Genomic DNA, 24868 nt, shown 5'->3' on the forward strand with positions numbered 1-24868 from the left:
CTTAAAATTACACACCTTTTGTTACATAGAACGACTAATTACCGTTAAGATATTCTAAATATGGGCAGGTACAGGCATTCCTTTCTAATCTTCTCTTTTATTCAAATTGACTTAATTCTAGCCCGGGAATCAGTTTTACCGCATTCTTATAATAAACTTTTTTTAATACATCATCTGGGAGGTCTAGACCGTACATAGCCCAAAAGGCATGGTATTTTTTGTAATAGGGAAAGTATTCGTCGTCCGTTTCCAATACCCTGAAATAGGTTGGGAATTCTTTGGGTTTCCAACTATCCTTACCAAAAAGGATACGGTCTTGGTATTTAATGAAAAACGCTTTGGCAAACCTTGGTTGCCTACCCAATTCTGCAATTACAGCACCTATACCCACATACATATTGGGAAGTTCTTCCATGAGTTCTGCCAATTTCCCCAGATTATTGGCATACCAACCCATGTGGGCGTTTATGAATTTGGTATTGGGATGCTTTCTAAAAATATTGTGCTGTTCATCAATGATCTGTTGCCATGGTGCCGGATTAGTGGTGGAGCGCTTCCTTCCCGGTTTGGTCTTTAATTCTAGCCAACGCTCATTTTTACTATCCACATCATCCCAAAACGATTTTGGATCGGCGGCATGTATTAACACCGGAATTCCCAGTTCTCCACACTTTGCCCAAATTGGATCCAAGCGTTTATCATCTATTGCCAGACGTTTGCCATTGGTATCCTTATACCTAAGTCCAAGGCTCTTATATATTTTTAATCCACGGGCACCGTTGTTACAATCTTGCTCTAACCGAGCTACGGCTTTCTCTGTCCAACCCGGACTCCCTACCCCTTCAAAATCTACATTGGCGAATATCACAAACCTATCCGGGTAATTTTTATTTACATTTTCCAACATTTTTTGTAAACCCGTTCCAGATCCTCCACTAAGGTTTACCATTACCCTAAGGTTTATGCCATCCATTTCGGAAACCAAGGCGGAGAGGTCTTGGCTAGCCATCCTAAACTGGTGACTATGCACATCAACAAAGGGGAATTTTGCTTGCATTACCTCATTTTCCGGAACCACCAGGGTAGAAATGGGGTTGTATTCTTCAAAGCTCATATCTTGGGCCAACAACGATTGTGAAAAGATGATTGAGAATAATACTAATAAACATAAATATCTCATAAACAATATATTAAATTGTATTTTATAATTAATTACTTTAACTTATTATAATCCGCCATAGTATCAATATCAACGGTCTTTCCCTGGGGATCTACGGCAATGACATCATTTAGATGGCGCGCAAGCAATTCCTTGGCTCCTTCCGCACCGCTTAAACCTTTCAATTCTTTATAATAAGCTTTTCCAAAAACAGCAGGAACACCATATTTTTCTGCGTATGTGGTGGCCACAATGCCCTTTTTGTGCGTGCTAAAATCGTCCATCATCTTGTTTAAGTAAGCACTATCCAGTAAGGGTTGATCCGCAAGCATAATCAATATTCCGTTGTATTGTTTCTTATGGTTTAGAAAATACTCCGTTCCCGTGGCAATGGAACTTCCCATACCCTGTTTCCAGTTTTTATTTTCAATAAATCTATGCCCATTAAGGGCCATTGCGGCTTTTATCCGCTGAGCGTTTGCACCCAACACGGTAACTATTTCTTCAGCATTGGAAGCCCTGGCGGTGGCTATAGCACTGCCTAAAAGTGTAGTGTTTTTCCATGGCAATAATTGTTTAATATGGGGTGACATTCTTACTGATGCCCCAGCAGCAAGTACCATAATGGCGATGTTACTGTCTTTTCTCATTAGTTATGGATACCTCCCTCTTTGTCTTTAAGCATCATAGGCTCTTTTTGGCGCTTTACAGATAAAATTTCCGACAAGATCGCAATCGCAATCTCTTGCGGTGTCTCGGCTCCTATGTTGAGTCCGGCAGGTCCATGAATACGATCCAAAAAGGAATCGGAAACCTCCGGGCAATGGTCTAAAAACTCATTGAAAAGTTTTTCACGCCTTTTGTAGGGGCCTAGCATTCCAAGATAGAACGGTTTTTGATCCTTAAGTGCAATTAAGTATTTGAGGTCTTTTACATAACTGTGAGACATTAGTATCACGGCAGTCTGCGGGTCAATAAAATTTAAATCCAGTTCTTCCGCCGTTTTGCTAACAAGATCTTGCGCTCCAGGAAAGTTCCTTACCGATTTTTCTTCGGAAGGTGTTGCTATAATTGTTACTTCCCAGCCGTTTAGGGAGGCAAAGGAACATAATTGTACGGCATCGTGTTCTGCACCAAAGATAATCAGCCTAAGGCAAGGTGCCATTAGTTCCTCAAAACATAAAATATCCGCTTTCGGCTTGTCTAGATGAACCTTGTTCCCTTTTCTTAACGGTATCTTTTGGTCCCCAAATTGAAACACGGATCCGAAAGCCTCATCCGATCCATCGGCTTTTTTAAATAATGAAATCACTTTAAAAGCTGCCCTATCTTCTATGGCCTTATCAAATGCTTCTAAAAAAAGGGTGTTGGGCCTAAAAGGTTCTATCAAAATATACAAAATACCCTCACAACCAAGGCGATAACGCCCATCATAGGTCATGATTTTAGGAATATTGGTTTTAAAGACCTGCTCTGCCTGTCTAAGCACCTCTTTCTCCACACATCCTCCACTTACCGCGCCCACCATACTGCCATTTTCAAAAATGAGCATGCGTACACCGGGTCTACGATAAGAAGATCCGTCTAGGGCAACAACAGTGGCAAGTACCGCACCAAGATTTTTTTGGCGGGCAGAATTGTATGACTGTATTATCTTTTTTAACTCGTGCGTCATACCATAATATTTCTAGTAGGGATAAAGGGTACCCACTCGCCCTTTTCATATGGGGTTTCCTTGGGGGATAATAGCACAAAACCATCGCTTTTTGCTAAACTAGTTAGGTCACCGGAACCGTTACCGGTCACAAACACGGCAGTTACCCTACCCTGATTTACATGTACTTTCACTCTTAAAAATCGGGTTAATGTTCCCTTTATTTCAATATCCTCCGCTAAAATTACCTCTATTTTAATTACTGGGAGTCCCAGGGATTTGTTAAACCAAGGCTTAAAATAAATATGATAGTTGGCAAAGGTAGATACCGGATTTCCCGGAAAGGAAAATATAAGGGTATCCGATAGTTTGTGCTTTCCAAACCAAAATGGTTTTCCGGGCCTTTGCAACACCCTGTGGAATACCTTTTGTACTCCCAATTTATCCATTACCTCGGGTATAAAATCAAATTTCCCTTTGGAGACACCGCCGCTAAGCAATAAAACATTGTTTTGTTCCATGGCTTTAAGCAGCCCCGTTTCTATGGCGGCTTTGTCGTCTTCCAAATGAAATTGTTCTGGTTGTATGTGAAGGTCCGCCAAGGCGGCATGTAAAGAATGTGTATTCGATTTTCTAATTTGATGTGGTAAAGGGGTATCCGCTACCGCTACCAATTCGTTACCTGTAGCGATGACACCAATTTTTGGTAGACATTTTACCAAAACGGTAGCTTTGCCAACGGCGGCCAGTACCCCAATTTCCGCAGCAGAAATTAGGCAACCTTGCTCCAACACTTTTGCCCCTTTCTTTTCATCATCTCCCTTAATATGTATATTCTGCCCTCTTTTGGGGACTTGGGAAATCTTGGCCATTCCGTTTTGTATCACTACCTCTTCATACATGATAACGGTATCTCCGCCTTCTGGGATTACCGCCCCGGTCATTATTTCCATGCAACCACCAATATCCTTTAAATGGCTTTGCTGCGTGCCGGCAGCAATTACGTGCGTAATCCGGAACTCGGTAATACCGCTCGCAATATCGTTATAGTTGATTACGATGCCGTCTTTGGTAGATCTATTGAAAGGTGGAAAATCACGATCTGCTAAGACCGATTCTGCCAAAACCCTTCCTGTAGCCTCTTTAAGCAAAACAGTTTCCGTACCATAATCTTGCGAATGGGCCAACACTTTTTCATAGGCCTCCTGAAATGTAATCATAGGCATATTTGGTTCGTTAGGAGCATGTGGCCAGGAATCTATTCATCCCGCCAAGGATATGATAAAATCTCGATTTTGGATAAACGTCCTGCAATAGTTTTAAGGCTATTTCGCTGCGCTTCCCGGACTGGCAGATAAGATACGTGGGTTGAGTTAAATCTATTTGAGGGAGGCTTTGCGCTAACTCATCCAACGGAATATTTTTGGCTTTGGGCAAACTATGATCGTTAAACTCTTGCTTGGTCCTAACATCTATTAATTGAAGGTTTTTGTTAGATTGTAATAGTTCTTGTAGCTGCATCACATCAATAGTTCCATCCAAAGAACAGCCCTCGGCTCCATAGGAATTTTGTAGCTGCAGAAAATTTAGGTTTTCTGGCCGAAGTTTAAATACTATTTTTTGATAAGATTGATTTAAACCATTGAATAATAATAATTTACCGGACAATACCTCACCAACCCCAGTAATTACCTTTATTACTTCCAGGGCTTGAAGGTTACCTACTATACCCGGCAGTACACCGAGTACTCCGTTTTCGTTACAATTGGGAACCTCGGATGGTAATGGCATTTTGGGAAACAAGCATCTGTAGGTAGGACCTCCTTGGTAATTAAAAACACTCACCTGCCCCTCAAACCCGTGTAAGGCACCATATACAAAAGGTTTTTTGAGTATTACACAGGCATCGTTTACCAAGTATCGGGTTGCAAAATTGTCCGATGCATCTACCACAATATCAAAATCAGCAATAATGGCCAGGGCATTATCTTTGGTTAAAAAAGTATCATAGCTTTTAAAATGCGTATCGGAATTCTGTGCTTTTAGCCTTTCCAAGGCCACAGATATCTTAGGTTTGCCCACATCACCTTCTTCATAAAGCACTTGGCGTTGTAAGTTGGTAAGTTCAATTACATCTTGCTCTACCAGGCCCAAGGTGCCTACTCCCATAGCATTTAAATATTGCAATACTGGAATTCCAAGGCCGCCTACGCCCACAACAAGAACACTGGCCTCTGCCAGCTTCTGTTGAGCCCGAGGTCCAAATTCACTAAGGCTTATTTGGCGTTGGTATCGATGTATATTCATATCACCATTAGGCGTTGCTTTCTTCTATCTGTATATTTAACCGTAACAAGGCTTCCTTATATTCCGACTCGGAATTGGCATTTAACAGTACCTCTTCCCTATCCGGATATACCAAGGCAATGTCCGAGTTTATCAAAAACTTCCTAGGACAAGTGCCTACTCCTTCTTTAAGGTAATCTATGGAACGCTGCAGCCCTTTGGCTTCCCAAATAGCACACAGCGGTTCTGGCAGTGGATCTGCACGCAAGGCAAAAGCAGTTGCCAACTTGCTGTTATCCCTAGCTCTCAAAAGCTGCGCTAAAGCGTTTTCATCCATTAAGGGTAGGTCGCATGCCAAAACCAACCACGCTACATGTGGGTGCTGTTTGTGCGCACTTAATAAACCGTTGTATGGACCCTTGTATTCATTCCTATCCACAATATACTCCATATCCTTAGGTAGTTCTCCTTGTTGGTCTTCCCGTATACTTAGGAAGGTTTTATCGCAAACTTGCGCCAACAACTTATAAAGATGTTCGCGTTGCGGAATACCATGATACATTATTGCTCCCTTATCAGTACCCATGCGGGTACTCTTCCCGCCAGACAATACCAAACCATATATCTTATTTATCATCCTGTTATAAACTTTGATTACCCTCCTATGGAGGTCATGGAACTATTAAAAACCGAGCTGTGTTGCGCTTGAGCTTCAAAGCCCGTCTTTTCTCTATTGCCCACAGCATCCAGAATGTGTTTTTTAATTGCTTCCTCGGCATTATTTCCACGCATTACCGAGAGCAGATTCATTTTTGGTTTACCGTATAAACATGTAATAACGTCTCCGGAAGCCGAGATGCGCAACCTATTGCAACTGCCACAAAAAGTACGGCTAAACGAAGGTATTAAGCCAAATGTACCGGTATGTCCTTTTATTTTATAATTGATGGAAGTTGATGTGGGCGGCGACTTTAATTTCTCGGTATCGGGATATGCGGTGGTAATATGTTCCAATATCTTTTTATAATCCCAACGTATGGCATTAAAAGTTTTACTTCCTCCATTAAAGGGCATTTCTTCTAAAAACCTTACAGAAACCTTATAATGTTTCATTAGTTCCAAAATGGACAGCACATCTTGGGTATTCTGATTTTCCAATACAATAAAATTGATTCGCACGTTAAACCCTTCAGCAATAAGTCGCACTAGATTACCATATACCGTATCATACTGGTCGCGTCTGGTAATGCGTTCAAAAGTAGCCTTGTTAATGGCGTCTAAACTTACATTGATGTTCTTAATGCCCAAACGCTTTAGCTCATCAATATATGGGCCTATCAAAGTGGCGTTGGTAGTAATGGATATATCGTTAAGTCCATCGAGCTCTGTCAATGCCCGCAACAAGACCATTAAATCTTTTCTAACGAATGGTTCGCCCCCTGTAATCCTAATTTTATCGATTCCTTGGTCCACCATTATTCTACTCAGTTTAATGAGTTCATCAATACTGAATAGCTTGTTGTTTTCAACAAAATTGATGCCTTCTGAGGGCATACAATAGTTACACCTAAGATTGCACCGATCGGTTACCGCTAAGCGGAGGTAGTTTATTTTTCTATTATGATTGTCTATCAACATTATACGCTTTAGTATTTATCCGCCACTAACGGGTGGAATAAGGGCTATTTCGTCAAAATTATCAATTTTGGTACTATCTTCGGCATAGGCATTGTTGACCGCCACGGCCAAGGAAGATAATTTATTAAGATCTGGGTAGGCATTGCCCAGGTATTCTTTGAGGCCCGCCACCGTTTTGGTCTTTTTGATACCAAATTCACTGGAGGTGGGTATGGACAATGACGAACTGCCCACAATATCCTTGGTTACTCCAAACAATAATACAGTCATGTTTATCCTATGATTTCCTTTTTCGGAACTCGTAGCAATTCCGGGCTATTAATAAAAGGTTGTTTATATATCCTATTGCCCGTGGCTGCTTTAATGGCATTGGCTACGGCACCCCCTGCTGGTGGTAAGGTAGGTTCTCCCAAACCGGTGGGCGAAAGTCCGTTTTCCATAAAGTGGGTCTCCACTATAGGTGCTTCCTTCATACGGATCAGTCGGTATGTATCAAAATTAGTACTCTCGGGTGCGCCATCCTTAAAGGTGAAATTACTGTACATGGAATGTCCAATACCATCTATTACCCCGCCTTCGATCTGGTTTAGGGCACCCAAAGGATTCACTACAATACCGCAGTCTACCACACAGGTAATTTTTTTAACAACGGGTTTTCCATTTTCAATTTCCACATCGGCAACTTCCGCAACATGGGAATTGTGGCAGTAATAGTTAACAAACCCCTGATAGACACCTTCTGGTTTTGTTCCCCAGCCCGATTTCTCAACGGCGGTCTTAATTACCTTTTCCATACGTTCGGCATCATACTGGATACGCTCATCCGTAGTGCCCTTTACGTTTTGTAGCATATCCAATCGAAGTTTTATTTTATCGACTTCCATCAGTTCGGCCAGCTCATCAAAAAAGCTCTGTTCCGCATAGGCCAAGAAATTGGTATACGGTGCTCTCCAGGCCCCTGTTGTAATATTACTTTCATACTTGGCTACGTCTACCTGATAGTTTTCTACGGCCCCGGCAGGAAAGAAATTTGGTATCAATCCGTACATATTGGAATTAACCGCTGCCTCCTTTAAATGGTAACCTGTTACCTTGCCATCCTTTACGGCAGCTTTTATACGGTATTTGATGGACATGCGGTAAATACCCGTGCTCATATCGTCTTCTCTTGTCGAAACCATTTTTACCGGTTTTTTAATGGCATCCGAAATTTCAACGGCTTCCAAGGCAAAATCGCCATATAACCGTCTGCCGAACCCACCTCCCATCCGGGTCATTTCCAAATGAACGTCGCTAGGCTCACGCCCAAACATCTTTGCTGCAAAATTGGCAGTCCCTTCGGGAGTTTGTATGGGCCCCACCATATGTATTTTCTCTGCGGTAACATTGGCAAAGAAATTCATGGGTTCCATACAGTTATGGGGCAAAAATGGAGATTCATAGGTGCGTTCCAGTACTTGGTCCGCTTGTGCAAAGGCCTTTTTTACATTACCGTCTGCACGGAGGGTCTCAAATTTATTTCCATCTAACAGCTCCATTAATTTTTGATCATGGAATTCAGTGCTTTCCATTGGGGTGCCATCTGTCCAAACTGCCTTCAACGCTTCCTTTCCTTTCATGGCTTCCCAAGTGGTCTTTGCAATAACGGCTACCTTATCGCTGGGTCCTATAATAGCTTTTAACCTAGGTGTTTCCTCTAGTAGGCTTTTGGCCTTTTCCCCTATTCGGACAACATCTATTACCCCAGGTATGGCCTTGGCGGCGGAATCGTCGTATGATTCAAGTACTTTTCCAAATGCCGGTGGCCTAAGAACACAGGCATAGACCATGCCCTCTTCCTTGTAGTCCAGGCCAAACAACGGTTTCCCCGTAATAATTTTATCAATGTCCACATTGCCCCTATCGGTACCAATGATCTTATAATCCTTTGGTTCTTTTAAAGCAACATCTTCCGGAACTTCCAAGGCGGCTGCCTCGTTTACCACATCACCATAACCCAGAGTCTCTCCTTTTGAATTGGTAATGACTCCTTCGCTCGCTGTACATTCTGAAGGATCTACGCCCCATTTGGCCGCGGCTGCATTTACTAACATTTGCCTTGCCGTAGCTCCCGTTTGCCGTAGGGCGTCCCATCCAAATCGTATAGATTGGCTGCCCCCTGCTACTTGGCGTGTATAATTGTTGGTGTCCAAGATACCCTGGGCAACATAAACGTTTTCCCAAGCGACATCCAATTCCTCGGCTATAATCATGGGCATTGAGGTCTTAACGCCCTGCCCTATCTCGGGATTTGGGGAAAAGATGGTCACCGCCCCATTGTCCGCTATTTTTATAAAAGCATTAAAATCGTTGAAATTTAATTGGGAAATATCAATAGGTGGTGCTGCCTGCGGCTTACAGGCATTGAATAGGTTAAAACCTATGAGCAGTCCTCCGCCTGCAAGGGAGGAAGTGCGGATAAAAGATCTTCTGCTAAATTTTATTGTTGAAGGTGTAGTTGACATGTTTTTAGATTTTTGATTCTCGTCTTGCTGTAATTACCATAGAGTTGCGCAAAGCACTGTACCCTTAAGTTAAGTCTATATACCGTAAGGCATTATTTCCCCATATTTGTTGCCGCGGTCTCCACCGCACGTTGAATGCGATTATACGAAGCACAACGACAAATATTGCCGTGCATGGCATCCTTAATTTGATCTGTGCTAGGGTTGGGGTTCTTTGCTAAAAAGGCCGATGCCGTCATAATTTGTCCGGCTTGGCAATACCCACATTGGGGTACATCAACTTCTTTCCATGCCTCTTGCACGGGATGGGATCCATCTTCGGAAAGTCCTTCTATGGTAGTGATCGATTTACCTTCTACCTGGGCCATGGTAAGGGAGCAGCTTCGAACTGCATTTCCGTCTACATGAACGGTACAGGCACCACATTGGGCAATACCACAACCGTATTTGGTTCCCACCAAATCCAAGTGATCTCGTAAGACCCATAATACGGGGCTATCTTCACTGGCTTCAACGGAATGGGTTTCCCCATTTACTTTTAATTGATACGTTGGCATAACGATTTCTTTTAGGTTTATCTGTTAGTTGTTTCTACTTGCTTCAACAAGTTACCAAAAATAAAAGTTCAGCGTTTTTTATTTAACAGAAAGGGTTTCCATTTTAACAATACTTTATAGTTAAGCCCAAAATCCTCCTTTAACAATGTTTAACAGTAATTTTAATGGGCCGTAATAATTTAAGCAGTATTTGGTCGTTTTCCTTGGTGAACATTAAAAACTTTGAAAATGAAACCATACCCTAAAATTCTTGGTGTTTTTTGTAGTGCCCTACTCGCCTTCTCTTGTGGAAATGCGGACGATGATGTTAGTTTTGATTTTAACCAGGGCGGATTGGGCCTAGGTACCAATGTTGATGCATGTCTTAACCTGGCGGAAAGCGATTTGGTGCTTTCCATACAAGATCAGTTTACCACACTTCCTGGAAAAGTTTCAATTTTATTTAAGGTCTCGGATACTGATGGCAGCCCGGTTTCCGGACTTACGGCCAATCAATTTACCATTTACGAACAAGGTAGGAATGATGACTGTTTTAATACCATATCCACATCGGAATCCCTCGCCCGCATATCTCCCAATTCCCAGGTATTCAACAACAATACATTGCTTGTACTGGATTTGAGCAATAGCGTGCTTAGCAGCAGTCTTAATGAGCTTAAAAGCGCATCGGTAAGCTTCGTAAACAATGTAATGCCAGCAGATGAGGCCGAGTCTTTTAAAATGGCCATTTATTGGTTTGATGGTGAAGACGTGCTTCACGAATTAAACCCATTGACCTCTTCTAAACAAGAATTGGTAGCTGCTATTGATGGTATTACCGCGGATATAAGCAATGATCCTTCCACGGACTTGTACGGCGCAGTCATTAAAGCCACTAATATTGCCGAGGACCTGTTACAACAAAGCAGCAATAATAAAATTATTGGGGCAGCTTCCGTTGTAGTATTCACGGACGGCACCGACCAGGCATCTCGTTTTACGGAGGCCGATGCACTTAATAAGGTAGCAAGGGCCAATTCCAATATTTCATTTTTCACAATCGGACTTGGAGGCGAAATAGATACCGATATATTGACGGATATTGGAAAGACCTTTAGCGTATTTGCCGGTAACGAAGCAGAATTGGAAGCCACCTTTAATGCCATTTCATTACGCGTATCCGAACAGGCAAACAGCTTCTATCTCTTTGAATATTGCAGCCCTAAGAGGGATGGCAGTGGCATCAACAATTTGGCGATACAAGTCATCCAGGGAAATACACAAGGTGCGGTACAGACCAAATTTGATGCAAAAGGGTTCATTGGTGGTTGTGAATAAATGTGCTAGGGGTACTTGCCTCTAAAACCATGTCCATCATAATAATTTTAATACTACCGTGTTGGTTTTAAAGCGCTTATAAAAGAAAATACACATATGACATCTTTTCTGTGGTTATACTCGTATAATCTACGTAACCTAATCATTAGTTTAATTTAAAGTAAAGAGAAAATGAAAAGATTATCAGTAATGAGCGTTGTACTATTAGTTGCGCTAGCCTCTTGTGTATCCAAAAAGAAGTATGTAGCCTTGGAAGGTAACCTGGCAGATACTCAGAGTCAATTAACCAAGACCCAAGTAGAGAAAGAGGAGTTGGAAGCCAAGGTTTCCAAGATCGAAGCCCGTGTTGCGGAATACAACGAAAAAATCAATTCCTTAAAAGAGATCAACGATGATCAGATGACCGCGGTCGATGATATCACTGTAATGAGCAACAATACCAAGGAAAAAATGAGAGCCACCTTGGCAAAGGTAGATCCTTCAGCTTTGGCAGAAGCCAAAACCTTGGAAGATTCTATCAACGTGGCAGTAGCCTATAACCTTAAAAAAACAATCGCTGACGAAGAGGGTGATGTTGATATAAATATTGACAAAACGGTAGTGATGATCAATATTTCCGATAAGTTGTTATTCAATAGCGGCAGCTATAGAGTAAGCAAGAATGCCGAAACCATTTTAAGCAAGTTGGCAGAAGTAATCAACTCCGAGCCAAGCATGGAAGTAATGGTGGAAGGGCATACCGATTCTAAGACTATTAGCACGGAATTGTTCCAAGACAATTGGGACCTAAGTGTAAAACGTGCCACTTCTATAGTACGTATTTTACAAAACGATTACAATGTTGACCCGGCCAAGATGATCGCAGCCGGAAGAAGCAGCTATATTCCATTGGTAGAGAACGACACTAAAGATAATATGGCAAAGAACAGAAGAACAAGAATTGTTATCATTCCAAATTTGGACAAGTTCTTCGCTTTGTTAGACTCAGAGAGTCTATAAAAACAATCACCCCACACATATAATCAAGGGTCAGATAGATATCTGGCCCTTTTTTTATTGCCATAAATCGCCCTGAGTCCAGCGGGCCGACATAAAATAACCACTGAACGAGTTTTGACACCAAAGATTTTGGAAAGTAGGGTTTTTGGCTCGAAAATTGTTTTATAGATGACAACCCCAATTTATCTGTTGCAACTTATAACGCATCCTAAAGACTATGTATATGTTTAATTTAAAAGAAAGAAATTATGGATGTAATCAACGAAATTATCCGTCAGAGCGCAATAGGTCCTTTATCAAAATGGTATAAGAGTCTGGTACTCTTGCTATTTTCCTCTATCGTTACAACTTTAATGACCATGCTGATCTTACTGATCAAAAATGGCTCCCATATGAGTATCCAATTTGGATATTAAACAGTTATCTAAAGATCATGGCATTGCCAAATTTACCTTCACCATTTTCGAGGTCGATTAAAAAGCCATTAATAACAGCGTAACGGATTGCCCCTTCTTTTTCTAGAAAAAAGGTTGGGTTTATACCCACTTTTAATCGAAGTTCCGGAACCTCATGGCCTTTGGAGATTAGGTGTATGGGTTTTACAGATTCTAGAAGACTTTTTGGAATTTTATTTAGGCGGATATAGGCATAGCCCAATTTTAATAGAGAAGTTACATTGATCTTGGCCAGTTCTTCAACAGAATCCAATGTATCGGGATAGACGGCCCCAGCCCTAATTTTATATCCCGTGGCGTCTAGTGTCTGATAGCCATAATAGGTAGATAGGTCTCCCTGATCTATAATACGGCTACTATAGTAAAAATTGTTATGTTCCTCATAATCTACTTCCAAACGATTGATCCCCAAGTCTAGCACGTAGTCGTTCCCAAGCAGCGGATAGATGACCGCTTTAATCTTTAGGTCAAAGAGTTTCCTGTCGTTATGCGGAATCTTTTCATAGTCTTCAATGGGTATCTCCAGATAGCTTCTATTGGCTATGGTATAAATGGCAGAAAGTATGGATACATAATTTAATTTTCTAATTTCTTGTTTTTCCACATCATTGGCGTACCCTCCAGATTCGATAAGGATGGTACTTGTACCCCACTTCTGAATGTTATCTCCAAAAGCGCGCGACTCAAAATCATCGTTATACCTGCCCACCTGTCCGGGTGCATAGTTTTGGATGATATTATTCATAAAAACAATTATTTTCATTGCGTTGCCACGACTCTCGTTTATGTCTTTTTCATAGTTATATGGGGGTGCCAGATAGGAAATGGTAGCCGGTTTTTCAGTAAGCTCGGCGTTGTAGTAGGTGCTTTGGTCGTGTAGGTTAAACCCAAAATCGGCTTCTAGGCTATCCCTCACTCTTTTTAAAGTCTGCCCTTCGGGAGATTGTAGTCTTAGGGCGTCTCTATTGATATCTATCCCCAGGGTATTTCTTCTTTGGTACACCTCTGCCCCATCCGGATTGAGCATAGGTAAAAAATGAAGGGTAAGATTTTCTAAAATGGCCTCCTTTTCCTTTTTGAACGAATCGCTATCCAGAAATTTAAAAATATCAAAAATTGCCTGCGTAGCTGTAGGTTCATTTCCATGCATCTGAGACCATAGAAATACGTTGACAGAACCAGAACCGATGCTTATTAAATTTAAATCCCTGCCTTCTATGGAAGTACCCACTTTCTTTACGGTAAACTTGGGATTGCTCCGATAGGCAACCAACAGTTCTAGAATTTCACTGTGCTTTACGCGCCGATGGTCTAACTTCCCTTCCTTGTATGTTTCATAGGTCTCATAGAGCGCAGAGGTAATGTCTTTGGGCTGTGCCGTACAATGCAAGGCAAGGAATAACGAAAATAAGACAGTCAGTGTTTTAGATGTCATTGGAATTCTTTTTTGGTGGCGTTGGTTTAAAATTAAGGTCTTTGGTCGCTTTTTTAACTTTTGATAAAAACAGTTCTCCGGGGTCTTCTTTTTTGGTACGGTATCCCGAATCTTTTTCTAGCCAAAGCTCATGGCCTTCAAAATTACGGTATTCGTAATGCCCAATTACATAATCGATGTCGTATTTTGATTTAAGATACCTAACCAGCCAAATATTAGATTTTAGTTGTGCTTTGGTCAGCGGTAAGTTCTCCGTACCTCCTACATTTTCTATCCCAATAGCACAATGGTTTAATCCAATTACGTGGCGGGCCATGGTCGTTTCCGGGAGTAAACTGTAAATGGTACCGTCTTGATCTACAAGAAACTGGGAAGAAACATTTAAGGCTCCTGCCCCTTGTATTTTGGAACGCGAATCGGGAAGTGTTGGTTGTTCAAACGCTTCAAAAGTTTCTTCCATAGTAGGTATTACGGTCCAATGCAGCACCACCATTTTTGGGACTATGCTAGGTGAATCTTGTTGCAGACCGTAGCGTTCGGAAAGGTATTCCAAGGTTAGTTGCTTCCTTTCCTCATTAAAGATTATAGGTTTGTCCACAATTTCGCGAGAAACACTGCAAGAAGCAAGGATTAGGAAACTTGCCAGGACACATAAGTTTTTCATAGTATAAATCCAGTATGCTAAAAGTACAAATATTGCAGTATTTATGGCTACTGAACACTGTCTTTTTTAACCGCATACTGAAGGGTTAACTTCCTTTTTCCCCATTGTTTGGCTGCCCCTTTATTAATACCCATATAAATATCAATTCTTTTCTTCCAACGTCTGTGCATTTTATCCTTTACCAAATAGATCCCTGGAAAGGTATCTAGTTTAATCATGGTATTGTGCTTTAAACCTAAAGCAATGAGGTCTCTAGAAACCGCAATACATTTCATACCCGGACTAAGGGTATCTCCCCAAGCGGCAATGTTGGGGGTACGATCGGTTTGGGCAGACAACGAATTATAAGCGGTAGCGGTAACATTTATAGTATTCCAGAGGTACACTTCTTCTTTAACCTTCTCGTTTTCTTCACATGAGCAGAGGGCAAATAAGCCAACCAATACTATACAAAATCCTACAGGTCTCATTGCGATTGGGTTTTTAACTTGTTTTCCAAAAACATAATATCAATATTCTTTTCCTTCCATAATTTAGACATATGTTCTGGTACCGGCGTAAAAGCATAGGTAAAAGAACTCAAAAGAATATCCGTATCCCCATCTTCATCTACATCTGCGGCATCCATTAGCAACCATCTTCCATGTGTAGAAGCTTCAAAGGTATGGGGAACAAAGGAATATTGCTCGGCATTCTTGTTTTCAAGGTAAACAAAAGAGAACTCAGGTTTATTGTAGTCAGGAAATGTAGAAAGCAAGCCAAAATCAAAATCCCCATCATCGTCAAAGTCCCCTGCAACCACTCTAGTGGCTCCATTTAACGCATAGAAATACTTTTCTTCGAAATTGTTCTGACCATCATTGATGAAAATTCGCATCCCATGATAGGGTTTGTGCACATAGGATTTATCGGCATTATCACCATTTGCAATTACGATATCCTGATCTCCGTCCCCGTCGTAATCAATCATTTCAAACCAGCTAATACCATATAAAGGGCTTAGTTGTATTACTTTAACTGGGTTAAACTGCAAATCATCTTCTTGGTACAGTATCGATATCCCTTCGTCTCCCTGCGCAGTAAGTACAATAAGATCGTCCTTACCGTCGGCGTCCATATCCTCCGCAAGTACCCTAATGGTCCCGGGAACGGTGAGCAATGATTTTTTTTGATAGGTTAGGCTATCGCCTTTATAGAGTAAGGACAGCTTGCCGGTAAGATTTCCAAATTCACTCACTACCAGTTCCATAGTTCCGTTTTTATCAAAATCATGGGCCAAAGTATGTACCGGCCTATGGAAAATTTGCGAAAGCCCAATGGTGTCCTGATCTTCAGCAACAAAAATTCGACCCGAAGAAATATCCGAGGGGTTTAGATGGCCAATAGCCGTAATCACGGATAATGTTCCCGTATTGGTATAATCGCTTAGGGCATTCCCAAATTTGGCCAGATGTTCTTTTTCTTCGGTTATAAAACTATAGTGCATTAGGTTTCCCGAAATATCCCCGATCATCACCGATCTTTTAGATTCATCGTATTTTAAACAAGTGATCAGTGCCCCTTGGTCGCTATCCAAGGAAATTGGTTTTGGCGCAAACTGCGAAAGTTCCGAAGTAGCAATGAATTGGGGGTTTTTACGTAGCGAATCTGGGGCAAGGGACAATACGTAATTTTTTAATAGTGCCCAATCTTCCAATGAGATAATTGGGGTGTGGGGATAAATACCGGTTTTTAAGATAACCTCTTGCTCCCTAAACGATTTGCCCTCCAAAGGGTCGTAGCCTGGTTCACGGATTCCCATTCTAGCAGCCATATCGGGTAATATTTCCTTCTCCCAAATAGCTTTTGGGAGATCCTCAATAGAAGGGGCCAGATGACAACTAGCACAATAACTGCCGTAGAGTTGTTCCGCAGTTCTTTTTTTTGGCGATGTACAGGCAACACAAAATGCAGCACAAAAAAGTGTGATAACATTTTTTCTAAACGAAATTGATTTCCTGGGCATAGTACACTGTCAATTGGTTTTCTGTAGGAAGATAACCATACCCCAAGTGGCATCCAAAAGAAATTATGACGCAAAATTATCAAGTTGGCACCTTAATTTGTCAACTCTATATAAATCTAGAAGCCAGGTAACGGAACATAGGTGTTGTCGTTTTCCATCATAGGGAAGGTCTTGTCTTTCCAAGCTGCTTTTGCCTTTTCTATCCTTGCCTTACTTGTTGCCACAAAATTCCAATAAATATGTCGTTCTTCCGGAAAAGTATCTCCCCCAAAGAGCAAAATATGCGAATTAGGTGCCAATTCCACACTACAGGAATCTTCTACTTTGGAAACCAGAATATTTCCTTTTTCAATAGTTTGTCCGCAGGCAAGTATAGACCCTTCAACAACACAGATACCCAATTCTCCCTTTAAATTGTCTCGTGTATTTAGCTTGTAGACCTCCTTGTTCCTTATTTCTACCATGAAGAGTGGTGAATGCACCGGTACTGGTGATTTTTTGCCGTACCCCTCCCCTGCCACCAATTTAAAAGTCGCAGAACCATCTACCCAGTTAGGAAGCCTATCCGCCGGTATGTGGTGAAACTCTGGTTCCATTTCTTCCAATTCACGGGGTAAGGCCACCCATATTTGATACCCATGAGCGGTAAATTCCTGGCCATCTCTTAATTCTTTTGGTGTACGCTCGGTATGCGAAACCCCCTTACCAGCTACCATCCAATTTACTGAACCGGGTGTTATCCGCTGATACGTGCCTATCCCGTCTTCATGGATAATTTCTCCTTGCAGCATAAAGGTAAGTGTAGCCAAACCAATATGGGGATGCTGATCTACATCCATGTATTTTTGGGGCCCGAGAATTGTAGGACCCATATGATCTATAAAAATAAAAGGACCGATCATTCGCTTTTTACGAAAGGGAATTAACCTTCCTACCAAAAAATCTCCGATATCCCTGCTCCTTTCTTCTATGATAAGACCAATATTGGACATATATTTATCGTATTAAATTAGTATCCTAAAACTACGATAATCCGTTACCTAATGAAAATTTTTAAAAGAGTACTTGTCTTACTTATTGTATTGCTAGTTGCGGCAGTGGCCTACAACTATCCCAAACTAAATATTATTTCGGGCTTTGCAGCCAAAAATATGGCATCGAGTATCTTTATTGCCAATCGTACCGAGCAATCTATCGCCAAGAATGACAATAATTTTCCTTTAATCAAATTAGCAACTGCAAACTATGACCCTAAAGGAACATCTGCCAACGTATTTGGACTTAAGGAACGAACCGCTATCTGTAGGGATGGTCTAGGGTGTGCCTTAGCACAAAACGGTTACCAAAACAAAGGTTCTTATCAAAGTCCTTCCAGGGCAAATCTAAAGAACAACCTGCCATTTCCATATGGTAATAATGGTACTAAGGATACCGTGTTTGCAGAGATAAACTATAACCAGTTACAAGAAGCGGTGGATTATGCTTTTTCCGTACCGGAAGCGAGAACGCGGACCGTATTGGTGGCTTATAAAAATAGGATTATCTCAGAAAAATATATCGACGGGTTTGGCCCGGATACCAAAATTCTGGGTTGGTCCATGACCAAAAGTGTGTTGGCCACCCTTTATGGTATTTTGGAATATCAGGGAAAATTGGATATAAACAACAATTACCCCTTTAAAACCTCTAATGACGAAGGTAAAGCAAAGATAACCTTAAACCATTTGCTCCGCATGCAAAGCGGGTTGGAATGGGATGAAGATTATGGTTCCATGTCCGATGTTAACCGAATGTTGTTTCTAGAAGACGACATGACTAAACCACAGGCCGAGAAAGATCTTATTGCCGCTCCGGGAGAAGTTTGGTACTACTCTTCCGGAACCTCAAATTTGTTATCGGGTATTCTAAGAAAGCATTTTGTAACGTATCAGGAGTATTTGGATTTTCCTTATACCGCTTTGATCGATAAAATAGGAATGCAATCCATGCTGATAGAAACAGACTTGGCGGGTAATTTTGTAGGGTCTTCCTATGCTTGGGCCAATACGCGTGACTGGGCAAAGTTTGGGCTTCTATATCTAAACAATGGCCTCTGGAATGGAGAACAACTGTTTGACGAAAGATGGGTAGATTATGTTACTTCGCCAACACCCGGATCCGCAGGGACTTACGGTGGCCACTTTTGGCTTAATGCACACGGAAAATACCCAGATGTTCCGCGCGATCTTTTCTCCGCAAACGGCTTTCAGGGACAGCGTGTATTTATTATTCCTTCCAAGGAGCTTGTAGTAGTCCGTACGGGTTTGGCAGAGGGAGCCAACTTTGACGTAAACTCTTTTCTTGCCAATATCATCGCCTCTATAAACTAATCGATATCCTTTTGTCTGGTATTTCAAACGTTTGGTCGTTCATCGATGAGGTCAAATAACACAATACCTGCCACTGACAACAAAACTAAGCATGTTCACAACAATAATTTCTTTTGGAGCTGGTTTGACAGTACTTTAGTAGTGTAATTAAAAAGGAGTTAATTTTTTCATTTTCATATAGTGTTCTCGTAAAAGGGCCTTGTCTTAACTGATAAGGCTCTTTTTAGTTGAAGTTGCTTTCTTGCACACTTCCCCACGCTAAAGAAACACTAGGGTACAACTCCTTAAGGAATCCATTTATTTTCCCCAAAGTTGGGTCTTCGTTTTTCAAGAAAGGCATTTCTACCCTCTTTTGCTTCATCCGTCATATATGCCAAACGGGTAGCTTCACCCGCAAAAACCTGTTGACCTACCATGCCGTCGTCGGTAAGGTTCATGGCAAACTTCAGCATTTTAATGGACGTTGGTGATTTTGCCAAAATTTCTTGGGCCCATTCATAAGCAGTGTCCTCTAGTTCCTCATGCGGAATTACGGCATTTACCATCCCCATTTCATAAGCAGCTTGGGCGGTATAGCTCCTTCCCAAAAAGAAAATTTCCCTGGCCTTCTTCTGACCTATCATTTTTGCCAGATACGCTGAGCCATAGCCACCGTCAAAACTAGTGACATCCGCATCCGTTTGTTTAAAAATAGCGTGTTCTTTGCTAGCCAAAGTGAGGTCGCACACCACATGCAAGCTATGTCCCCCACCAACCGCCCATCCGGGAACTACGGCGATAACCACTTTAGGCATAAAACGTATAAGACGTTGTACTTCGAGGATATTTAGGCGGTGCATACCATCCTCACCAACATATCCTTGATGTCCCCTTGCTTTTTGGTCTCCGCCACTACAAAAGGAGTATACCCCATCTTTTGTGGAGGGACCTTCGGCGGAAAGTAACACCACCCCAATTGAAGTATCTTCCTGGGCATCATAGAAAGCCTGGTACAGCTCACTTGTTGTTTTGGGCCGGAATGCGTTTCTAACATTGGGCCTATTAAAGGCTATGCGTGCCACCCCATCAGATTTTTTATAGGTTATATCTTCAAATTCCTTAACTACCTTCCAGTTTATGTCTTTCATTTTAATCTAAAAAATTGAACACCGTAAAGATAGGGTATACACGGCAAAATTGTGCAAAGCCAAATGAAGCTGATTCAAAGATTTACTTAGAGAGCGAAATAACGTTGTTGGAAGATACTTGTAGAAAGTTATAATTTACGTTCTTGTGATCTAGTTTAAGGATTTTAATGGTTTCCTCTGAGGTATTGTTATTTCTAATCGTTGTCTTTAGGTACGTAGGTGTATTTTCTTGGTTGCCGTTATAGGTGATGTTTACCAACCATTGTCCTTTGTCGATATCCTGAATTGAAAAAAAACGAGAAGAATACCCGCTAAATTTTTCGTCTAACAACAGCTCCCTATTTTGGTCATAAGAATGTTTCCAAGTGTAAAATCGTTTTTCCGGGTTTACAAATTGGATTTCGAACTCTGCATTGGGATTATTCCATTCCAATACCATGGAAATATCATCTTCCTTGGAATTTAAGGAATAACTTGCTGCGGCCAGTCCCAGCTTTTTCCCATGGTCTCCCATGAGCTGCAACATTTCCTCTTTTATGATTTTATCTACCCCTTCATTGGCGAGCTGGCTACCTCTCTTGTTAAGGTAATACCGATACAGGTACCACGCCCTTTTGTGTTCCCCAATTTGCACATAACTATTGGCGAAATCCCTTATAGCTTGATACTGAAAAGGCTTGAGGGTAATTATCATTCTGTATATGGCGTGCGATTCTTTAAAATGAGCACGCTCTTCCAACAAATAAGCCAATATCCTAAGTGCGCTTATATCTTCCTTAAAGGTTTCTTTCATATCCTCAAGAACCTTATTGGCCGTTCTTTTGTCTTTATAATCGCTCAGAAAAAAATGGTGGACGTCCGCAAAAAAATGGGGCATACCACCATATATATTCTTTTGTTCTAGGTAAACCTCATACGCCAACCTTGGACTACCAGCTACCTGTAAGCGTTGTATATATTTGGGTGCTACCCCTAAACCACTATTTCGGGTTGTTGCTTCGTTATTGTATATATTGCCCTGTACTTGGGCGGCATCAAAATTTTGGAAACCTTCTGTATTTGAATATTGAAGGGACTGACCCACCGTACGTACAATAATTATTCCCCAGGGTGCCACTAACCCATATCTGGCTTGCGACCAGCTTCCGGGCATTACGGTAATACTTTTTACATCATTTATATTTATATGGTTAGGAGGATTACTGGGTGAATACAAAAGACCATCCACATCCCATGACAAGGGTTTTCCGCGCAATGTAGCAGACGCATCATTGCCAAAGCCCACCACGGTTACCCCAGCAAATCTTCCGTTAATGGCGTCCAAAATTGAACCAGATATATTACTGATTTGGTCGTCCTTGATCTGCTTTACCCCAAAACCGATTTTTTCAGGATCTAATGTTCCAAAAAAGATGCCCGATAAGCGCGTTTTACGGTTCTTATCTTGTTTACGCTTGCTATCTTCTTCATTTTCCAAAACAATTTCATCCAGGTTGCTTGTAGCGATGGGCATGGTAATATTGAGGTAAGACGTTCTGCTATTTATTACCGAAGCTGCCCCGTTCCTACCTTTATACGAAAAAACCAAAACCTCATCATTCTTTGCCCAAATGACAAAATTGCCCAAAGCATCGGTACGTGTTTTTCGTTCCGTATCTTTTACGGTTACCGTCACTCCTGCAATGGGATCCCCATAATCCGATACACCGCCACGAATCTCACGAAGTTTTACATTACTATTTTGTGAAAACAATGGAGAGGCCACCAAAAGAAATAAAAAGCACCAAATGTTCTTTCTCATAAAACACGGATTAATAAAAATCGTACTTCCTACTAAATTACTAAATATCAGTGAATTCTGCGATAAAATTTATTCGGGGCTTCTTTTGTTCTTGGCTTCGATCCATTTGGCCATGTATTTTGTACTGGCAGTAGTATGGTGCTGCAATAAGGAACCAATGAAGTTTTTGGTTCTATGTTCTGCTAATTTGTTTTGCAATTCTTCTATACCACGCAACAGCATATCGCCTAGCTTTTTTGCACTATACAAGCTATTGATTATTTCAATACCATTTTGTTGTACAGTATGCCAATTTGCTTCATCCGTATACAAACTTATTGCGGCTTTGGCAAAAGCTTTGGTATTCTCTGCAATTTCTCCGGCCCAAGGAAGATTTCCGTGCATTCCTTCCGCTCCTATTGGGGTTGTAATACTTGGAGTACCTGTTATCATAGCATCTGTTAGTTTACCTTTTATACCAGCCCCAAAGCGCAAAGGGGCCAGACTTACACGAGCGCTCCCTATAACTTCCATGGCATTTTGTGCCCTGCCCATAATGTGAAAGCCTTCGCTTGGCCGATGCAGTTGTGTTATATTTAGTGGTAGGTAAGCGCCATAAACAAACAGGTTTTCATTGGGCAACTCTGAGCGGATCAGGGGCCAAATTTCCTCTTTTAACCAAAGGATAGCATCAATATTAGGGGTGTGCTTTCCATTTCCTATACACACAAAACCTGTTCTCTGGGCAAAAGAGGTCCATTTTTTTGTTTGGACGGTGGTAATCTCCTTCAGCATAAATGGGAGGTGCAAGAGTAAGGAATCATCAATTTTTAACTCGCGCTGCAGTAATTTCAGTTCGTAGGAGGAAATAATTAACGAAAGGTCCGAGCGGTAAATACTGGCTACTTCTCTTTTTGTAATTTCTGCATGCAACCAATCTTTGATACTAAAAGGATTGCCTGCTCTGTATGCTTTTTCCCTAACATACCTTAACGAGTGTAAATCTTCGGTATCCAAAATCCGAATTGTATCGGGTAAATGCTGGGCTACGCGCCAACCAAATTGCTCTTCCGTCATAAACCTATCGAATAGCACAATCTGGGGCTTCAGTTTTTTAATAAACACGTCAAAACCAATATCGTTTAATATTATTTTCGCCTTGTTTACCCCTAGGGCTTCCAAATCCAATGTAAATGCCGTTTCCAGTGCAGTGCTGGCAAAGGTTACTTGGTAGTTTTGTTGTACAAAGAATTGGATAAGCTGTAGCACTCTACCACCCGCGGCCGTTGAGCTGGGCTCTGGCCAAACAAAACCAATGATTAGAAGTTTTTTATGGGTTTGTGCCACCAAAACGCTACATCTTGGCCGCAAACTTTTGAGAAATGTTCAGACGAAGTTTACGCTCGTAGTCTTCTTCTAACCACTCTTTATAGTTTTTGGTATTGTTCATTATGCAATAGGAATATTGGCGTACCCTATAGGCAATTTCTTCCTTAAGTTCTTTTGCAAGTAGCCTGGCATCGAAAACATCTTCGCTATTTTCCACACATATTTTTGCATGTTGCTCTATGCTCCTTTCTAAAACTGTTTTTGATTTAAGGCCTTGGGCAAATACTTTTTTATATTCTTCTTTGATATCAAAACCAATAACGTCCGATTTGCTGAACTTGGCCTTTAAATCTACAGGCATCTCATAAACAAATTCGCGCTCTATATCTTCGTCATTCTTAATATTTTCTAGAAAGAAATCCGGGAAGTGGAATATTTCTTGCCAATCCATTGGAGCATCCCACATACCAAATCTTGCCACGTTATTGCCAAGATCCAATACGGTAAATTCTTTCTTATTGGCCAATATCCTAGATCCCCTACCGATCATTTGGAAATATAGTGTAAGTGATCTGGTAGCTCTATTCAACATAATGGTCTCTACGGTGGGCTCATCAAAACCCGTTGTAAGAATACTGACCGATGATAATATGGCATCGGGTGTTTCCGAAAACCACTGAAGAATTTCTCGTCTTTCCGACACGGTGTTCTTATTATCTAGGTGGCGTATGTTATACCCCGCTTTTTTAAAGACGTCATAGACGTATTTGGACGTATTGATACCGTTGTTGAATATCAGTGTTTTTGTGCCCTTGGCCACTTCCTCATAGGCGCTTAGGAGTTTCCCCAACATACTCTGGTTACCATAGAGCTCATCGGAAGATTTAACGGTATAATCCCCATTGATCCCTAATTTTAAACCACGCAGACTCACATCGTGACTATACATGTTGGCCTTGGCCAAAAACTTCTTTTTGATCAATGCCGAAATAGACTCGCCCACTATAAGCTTTTGATAATTGTCCTTCATCGGTAATTTGATGTTAGAACTTAAAGGTGTGGCGGTAACCCCAAGGATGATAGAGTTTTCGAAATATTTGAACAGCTTACGGAAAGAATTGTAATGTGCCTCATCTATAATAACAAGGCCTATATTATTGATTTCTACTTTTTCTTCTTGCAGCCTATTGTTAAGTGTTTCCACCATGGCCACAAAACACATATAGTCGTCCTGATCCTTGAGTTCTTTTACATCACTATTGATGATCTTGTTGTTTACCCCAAAGCCATGGAGCATTTTGGAAGTTTGAGAGCTTAGTTCTATCCGATGTGTAAGGACTACAACTTTCTTTTTTGTCTCTTTGATATATCTGCGGACTATCTCAGAAAAAACCACGGTTTTACCTCCGCCCGTGGGGAGTTGATATAGTAAATTGACATCTGATGGAGATTCTTTAAAATACTTGAAAATAGTATTTAAGTCCTCCATCTGATAATCATAGAGGGTCTTTTCAATCTTGTCTGTTTGTACTTCCAAATGCGTAGGCCGTTTTTATTTTTAATTCGATGGGTAACGAGGTGTTTGGCGAA

Annotated in this window: 23 protein-coding genes; 4 read left to right on the plus strand and 19 right to left on the minus strand. The window is 41.2% G+C overall.

The features are described from left to right. Window positions 1–97: 97 nt before the first annotated feature. The 10 genes from ACEQ81_RS10160 to ACEQ81_RS10205 form a co-directional block, all read right to left on the minus strand. On the minus strand, window positions 98–1180 hold the full coding sequence (locus ACEQ81_RS10160) for an amidohydrolase family protein (protein WP_411030775.1): 1083 nt from the start codon (window positions 1178–1180) through the stop codon (window positions 98–100). A 32-nt stretch (window positions 1181–1212) separates the two neighbouring features. Next, window positions 1213–1809: a nucleotidyltransferase family protein gene (locus ACEQ81_RS10165; RefSeq protein WP_411030776.1), complete on the minus strand. Its 597-nt coding sequence runs from the start codon at window positions 1807–1809 to the stop codon at window positions 1213–1215. Continuing rightward, a complete protein-coding gene (locus ACEQ81_RS10170) occupies window positions 1809–2834 on the minus strand; it encodes an XdhC family protein (RefSeq protein WP_411030777.1) in 1026 nt (341 codons plus the stop codon). Before ACEQ81_RS10170 ends, ACEQ81_RS10165 begins: the two co-directional genes overlap by 1 nt. After that, window positions 2831–4033, minus strand: coding sequence for a molybdopterin molybdotransferase MoeA (locus tag ACEQ81_RS10175; RefSeq protein ID WP_411030778.1), 1203 nt, complete (start codon window positions 4031–4033; stop codon window positions 2831–2833). Before ACEQ81_RS10175 ends, ACEQ81_RS10170 begins: the two co-directional genes overlap by 4 nt. Window positions 4034–4049: 16 nt before the next feature. Next, window positions 4050–5120 carry a ThiF family adenylyltransferase gene (locus ACEQ81_RS10180; RefSeq protein WP_411030779.1) on the minus strand — a complete coding sequence of 357 codons (1071 nt, stop codon included), beginning with the start codon at window positions 5118–5120 and terminating at the stop codon, window positions 4050–4052. Window positions 5121–5127: 7 nt separating this feature from the next. Then, window positions 5128–5736 carry an NTP transferase domain-containing protein gene (locus tag ACEQ81_RS10185; RefSeq protein ID WP_411030780.1) on the minus strand — a complete coding sequence of 203 codons (609 nt, stop codon included), beginning with the start codon at window positions 5734–5736 and terminating at the stop codon, window positions 5128–5130. 17 nt (window positions 5737–5753) lie between these two features. Next, window positions 5754–6737 (minus strand): GTP 3',8-cyclase MoaA, encoded by a 984-nt coding sequence (gene moaA, locus ACEQ81_RS10190; RefSeq protein ID WP_411030781.1) that lies wholly within the window; start codon window positions 6735–6737, stop codon window positions 5754–5756. A gap of 15 nt (window positions 6738–6752) precedes the next feature. After that, window positions 6753–7007: a MoaD/ThiS family protein gene (locus tag ACEQ81_RS10195; RefSeq protein ID WP_411030782.1), complete on the minus strand. Its 255-nt coding sequence runs from the start codon at window positions 7005–7007 to the stop codon at window positions 6753–6755. A gap of 2 nt (window positions 7008–7009) precedes the next feature. Then, a complete protein-coding gene (locus ACEQ81_RS10200; RefSeq protein WP_411030783.1) occupies window positions 7010–9241 on the minus strand; it encodes a molybdopterin cofactor-binding domain-containing protein in 2232 nt (743 codons plus the stop codon). Window positions 9242–9333: 92 nt separating this feature from the next. After that, a complete protein-coding gene (locus ACEQ81_RS10205) occupies window positions 9334–9798 on the minus strand; it encodes a (2Fe-2S)-binding protein (RefSeq protein ID WP_411030784.1) in 465 nt (154 codons plus the stop codon). Window positions 9799–10026: 228 nt separating this feature from the next. Between ACEQ81_RS10205 and ACEQ81_RS10210 the strand changes: the two genes are divergently transcribed. The 3 genes from ACEQ81_RS10210 (at window position 10027) to ACEQ81_RS10220 (ending at window position 12530) form a co-directional block, all read left to right on the plus strand. Next, window positions 10027–11115, plus strand: coding sequence for a vWA domain-containing protein (locus ACEQ81_RS10210; RefSeq protein ID WP_411030785.1), 1089 nt, complete (start codon window positions 10027–10029; stop codon window positions 11113–11115). A 171-nt stretch (window positions 11116–11286) separates the two neighbouring features. Further along, complete coding sequence (locus ACEQ81_RS10215) at window positions 11287–12114, plus strand: flagellar motor protein MotB (protein WP_411030786.1); 828 nt, start codon at window positions 11287–11289, stop codon at window positions 12112–12114. A gap of 248 nt (window positions 12115–12362) precedes the next feature. After that, window positions 12363–12530, plus strand: a complete 168-nt coding sequence (locus ACEQ81_RS10220) for a hypothetical protein (protein WP_411030787.1) — start codon at window positions 12363–12365, stop codon at window positions 12528–12530. Between the two features lie 4 nt (window positions 12531–12534). On the opposite strand, the gene ACEQ81_RS10225 is transcribed toward ACEQ81_RS10220, so the two are convergent. The 5 genes from ACEQ81_RS10225 to ACEQ81_RS10245 form a co-directional block, all read right to left on the minus strand. Beyond that, window positions 12535–14004: a M14 family zinc carboxypeptidase gene (locus ACEQ81_RS10225; RefSeq protein WP_411030788.1), complete on the minus strand. Its 1470-nt coding sequence runs from the start codon at window positions 14002–14004 to the stop codon at window positions 12535–12537. Continuing rightward, window positions 13994–14668, minus strand: a complete 675-nt coding sequence (locus ACEQ81_RS10230) for an N-acetylmuramoyl-L-alanine amidase (RefSeq protein ID WP_411030789.1) — start codon at window positions 14666–14668, stop codon at window positions 13994–13996. The genes ACEQ81_RS10225 and ACEQ81_RS10230 overlap by 11 nt, the downstream gene beginning before the upstream one ends. A gap of 47 nt (window positions 14669–14715) precedes the next feature. Further along, on the minus strand, window positions 14716–15138 hold the full coding sequence (locus ACEQ81_RS10235; RefSeq protein ID WP_411030790.1) for a 3D domain-containing protein: 423 nt from the start codon (window positions 15136–15138) through the stop codon (window positions 14716–14718). Next, entirely contained in the window at window positions 15135–16673 is a 1539-nt protein-coding gene (locus ACEQ81_RS10240) for an FG-GAP repeat domain-containing protein (RefSeq protein WP_411030791.1), read from the minus strand. The genes ACEQ81_RS10235 and ACEQ81_RS10240 overlap by 4 nt, the downstream gene beginning before the upstream one ends. Window positions 16674–16789: 116 nt before the next feature. Beyond that, on the minus strand, window positions 16790–17665 hold the full coding sequence (locus tag ACEQ81_RS10245) for a pirin family protein (protein ID WP_411030792.1): 876 nt from the start codon (window positions 17663–17665) through the stop codon (window positions 16790–16792). Between the two features lie 51 nt (window positions 17666–17716). On the opposite strand from ACEQ81_RS10245, the gene ACEQ81_RS10250 reads away from it, so the two are divergent. After that, window positions 17717–19042: a serine hydrolase domain-containing protein gene (locus ACEQ81_RS10250; RefSeq protein WP_411030793.1), complete on the plus strand. Its 1326-nt coding sequence runs from the start codon at window positions 17717–17719 to the stop codon at window positions 19040–19042. Between the two features lie 284 nt (window positions 19043–19326). Here ACEQ81_RS10250 and ACEQ81_RS10255 read toward each other — a convergent pair whose 3' ends face one another. From ACEQ81_RS10255 to ACEQ81_RS10270, 4 genes are all read right to left on the minus strand, one after another. Then, on the minus strand, window positions 19327–20169 hold the full coding sequence (locus ACEQ81_RS10255; protein ID WP_411030794.1) for a 1,4-dihydroxy-2-naphthoyl-CoA synthase: 843 nt from the start codon (window positions 20167–20169) through the stop codon (window positions 19327–19329). Window positions 20170–20251: 82 nt separating this feature from the next. Then, window positions 20252–21970: a carboxypeptidase-like regulatory domain-containing protein gene (locus ACEQ81_RS10260; protein ID WP_411030795.1), complete on the minus strand. Its 1719-nt coding sequence runs from the start codon at window positions 21968–21970 to the stop codon at window positions 20252–20254. A 69-nt stretch (window positions 21971–22039) separates the two neighbouring features. After that, window positions 22040–23296 carry a glycosyltransferase gene (locus tag ACEQ81_RS10265; RefSeq protein ID WP_411030796.1) on the minus strand — a complete coding sequence of 419 codons (1257 nt, stop codon included), beginning with the start codon at window positions 23294–23296 and terminating at the stop codon, window positions 22040–22042. A gap of 7 nt (window positions 23297–23303) precedes the next feature. Further along, window positions 23304–24815 (minus strand): DEAD/DEAH box helicase, encoded by a 1512-nt coding sequence (locus tag ACEQ81_RS10270; RefSeq protein WP_411030797.1) that lies wholly within the window; start codon window positions 24813–24815, stop codon window positions 23304–23306. Window positions 24816–24868 lie beyond the last annotated feature (53 nt).

The organism is Spongiimicrobium sp. 3-5 (assembly GCF_046557915.1).
Classification (GTDB): Bacteria; Bacteroidota; Bacteroidia; order Flavobacteriales; family Flavobacteriaceae; genus JBHEBG01.

What these genes read in the sequence shown, in the direction of transcription:
- ACEQ81_RS10160 (WP_411030775.1), bottom strand. Translation starts at nt 1,180, where the DNA reads ATGAGATATTTATGTTTATTAGTATTATTCTCAATCATCTTTTCACAA.
- ACEQ81_RS10165 (WP_411030776.1), bottom strand. Translation starts at nt 1,809, where the DNA reads ATGAGAAAAGACAGTAACATCGCCATTATGGTACTTGCTGCTGGGGCA.
- ACEQ81_RS10170 (WP_411030777.1), bottom strand. Translation starts at nt 2,834, where the DNA reads ATGACGCACGAGTTAAAAAAGATAATACAGTCATACAATTCTGCCCGC.
- ACEQ81_RS10175 (WP_411030778.1), bottom strand. Translation starts at nt 4,033, where the DNA reads ATGATTACATTTCAGGAGGCCTATGAAAAAGTGTTGGCCCATTCGCAA.
- ACEQ81_RS10180 (WP_411030779.1), bottom strand. Translation starts at nt 5,120, where the DNA reads ATGAATATACATCGATACCAACGCCAAATAAGCCTTAGTGAATTTGGA.
- ACEQ81_RS10185 (WP_411030780.1), bottom strand. Translation starts at nt 5,736, where the DNA reads ATGATAAATAAGATATATGGTTTGGTATTGTCTGGCGGGAAGAGTACC.
- moaA (WP_411030781.1), bottom strand. Translation starts at nt 6,737, where the DNA reads ATGTTGATAGACAATCATAATAGAAAAATAAACTACCTCCGCTTAGCG.
- ACEQ81_RS10195 (WP_411030782.1), bottom strand. Translation starts at nt 7,007, where the DNA reads ATGACTGTATTATTGTTTGGAGTAACCAAGGATATTGTGGGCAGTTCG.
- ACEQ81_RS10200 (WP_411030783.1), bottom strand. Translation starts at nt 9,241, where the DNA reads ATGTCAACTACACCTTCAACAATAAAATTTAGCAGAAGATCTTTTATC.
- ACEQ81_RS10205 (WP_411030784.1), bottom strand. Translation starts at nt 9,798, where the DNA reads ATGCCAACGTATCAATTAAAAGTAAATGGGGAAACCCATTCCGTTGAA.
- ACEQ81_RS10210 (WP_411030785.1), top strand. Translation starts at nt 10,027, where the DNA reads ATGAAACCATACCCTAAAATTCTTGGTGTTTTTTGTAGTGCCCTACTC.
- ACEQ81_RS10215 (WP_411030786.1), top strand. Translation starts at nt 11,287, where the DNA reads ATGAAAAGATTATCAGTAATGAGCGTTGTACTATTAGTTGCGCTAGCC.
- ACEQ81_RS10220 (WP_411030787.1), top strand. Translation starts at nt 12,363, where the DNA reads ATGGATGTAATCAACGAAATTATCCGTCAGAGCGCAATAGGTCCTTTA.
- ACEQ81_RS10225 (WP_411030788.1), bottom strand. Translation starts at nt 14,004, where the DNA reads ATGACATCTAAAACACTGACTGTCTTATTTTCGTTATTCCTTGCCTTG.
- ACEQ81_RS10230 (WP_411030789.1), bottom strand. Translation starts at nt 14,668, where the DNA reads ATGAAAAACTTATGTGTCCTGGCAAGTTTCCTAATCCTTGCTTCTTGC.
- ACEQ81_RS10235 (WP_411030790.1), bottom strand. Translation starts at nt 15,138, where the DNA reads ATGAGACCTGTAGGATTTTGTATAGTATTGGTTGGCTTATTTGCCCTC.
- ACEQ81_RS10240 (WP_411030791.1), bottom strand. Translation starts at nt 16,673, where the DNA reads ATGCCCAGGAAATCAATTTCGTTTAGAAAAAATGTTATCACACTTTTT.
- ACEQ81_RS10245 (WP_411030792.1), bottom strand. Translation starts at nt 17,665, where the DNA reads ATGTCCAATATTGGTCTTATCATAGAAGAAAGGAGCAGGGATATCGGA.
- ACEQ81_RS10250 (WP_411030793.1), top strand. Translation starts at nt 17,717, where the DNA reads ATGAAAATTTTTAAAAGAGTACTTGTCTTACTTATTGTATTGCTAGTT.
- ACEQ81_RS10255 (WP_411030794.1), bottom strand. Translation starts at nt 20,169, where the DNA reads ATGAAAGACATAAACTGGAAGGTAGTTAAGGAATTTGAAGATATAACC.
- ACEQ81_RS10260 (WP_411030795.1), bottom strand. Translation starts at nt 21,970, where the DNA reads ATGAGAAAGAACATTTGGTGCTTTTTATTTCTTTTGGTGGCCTCTCCA.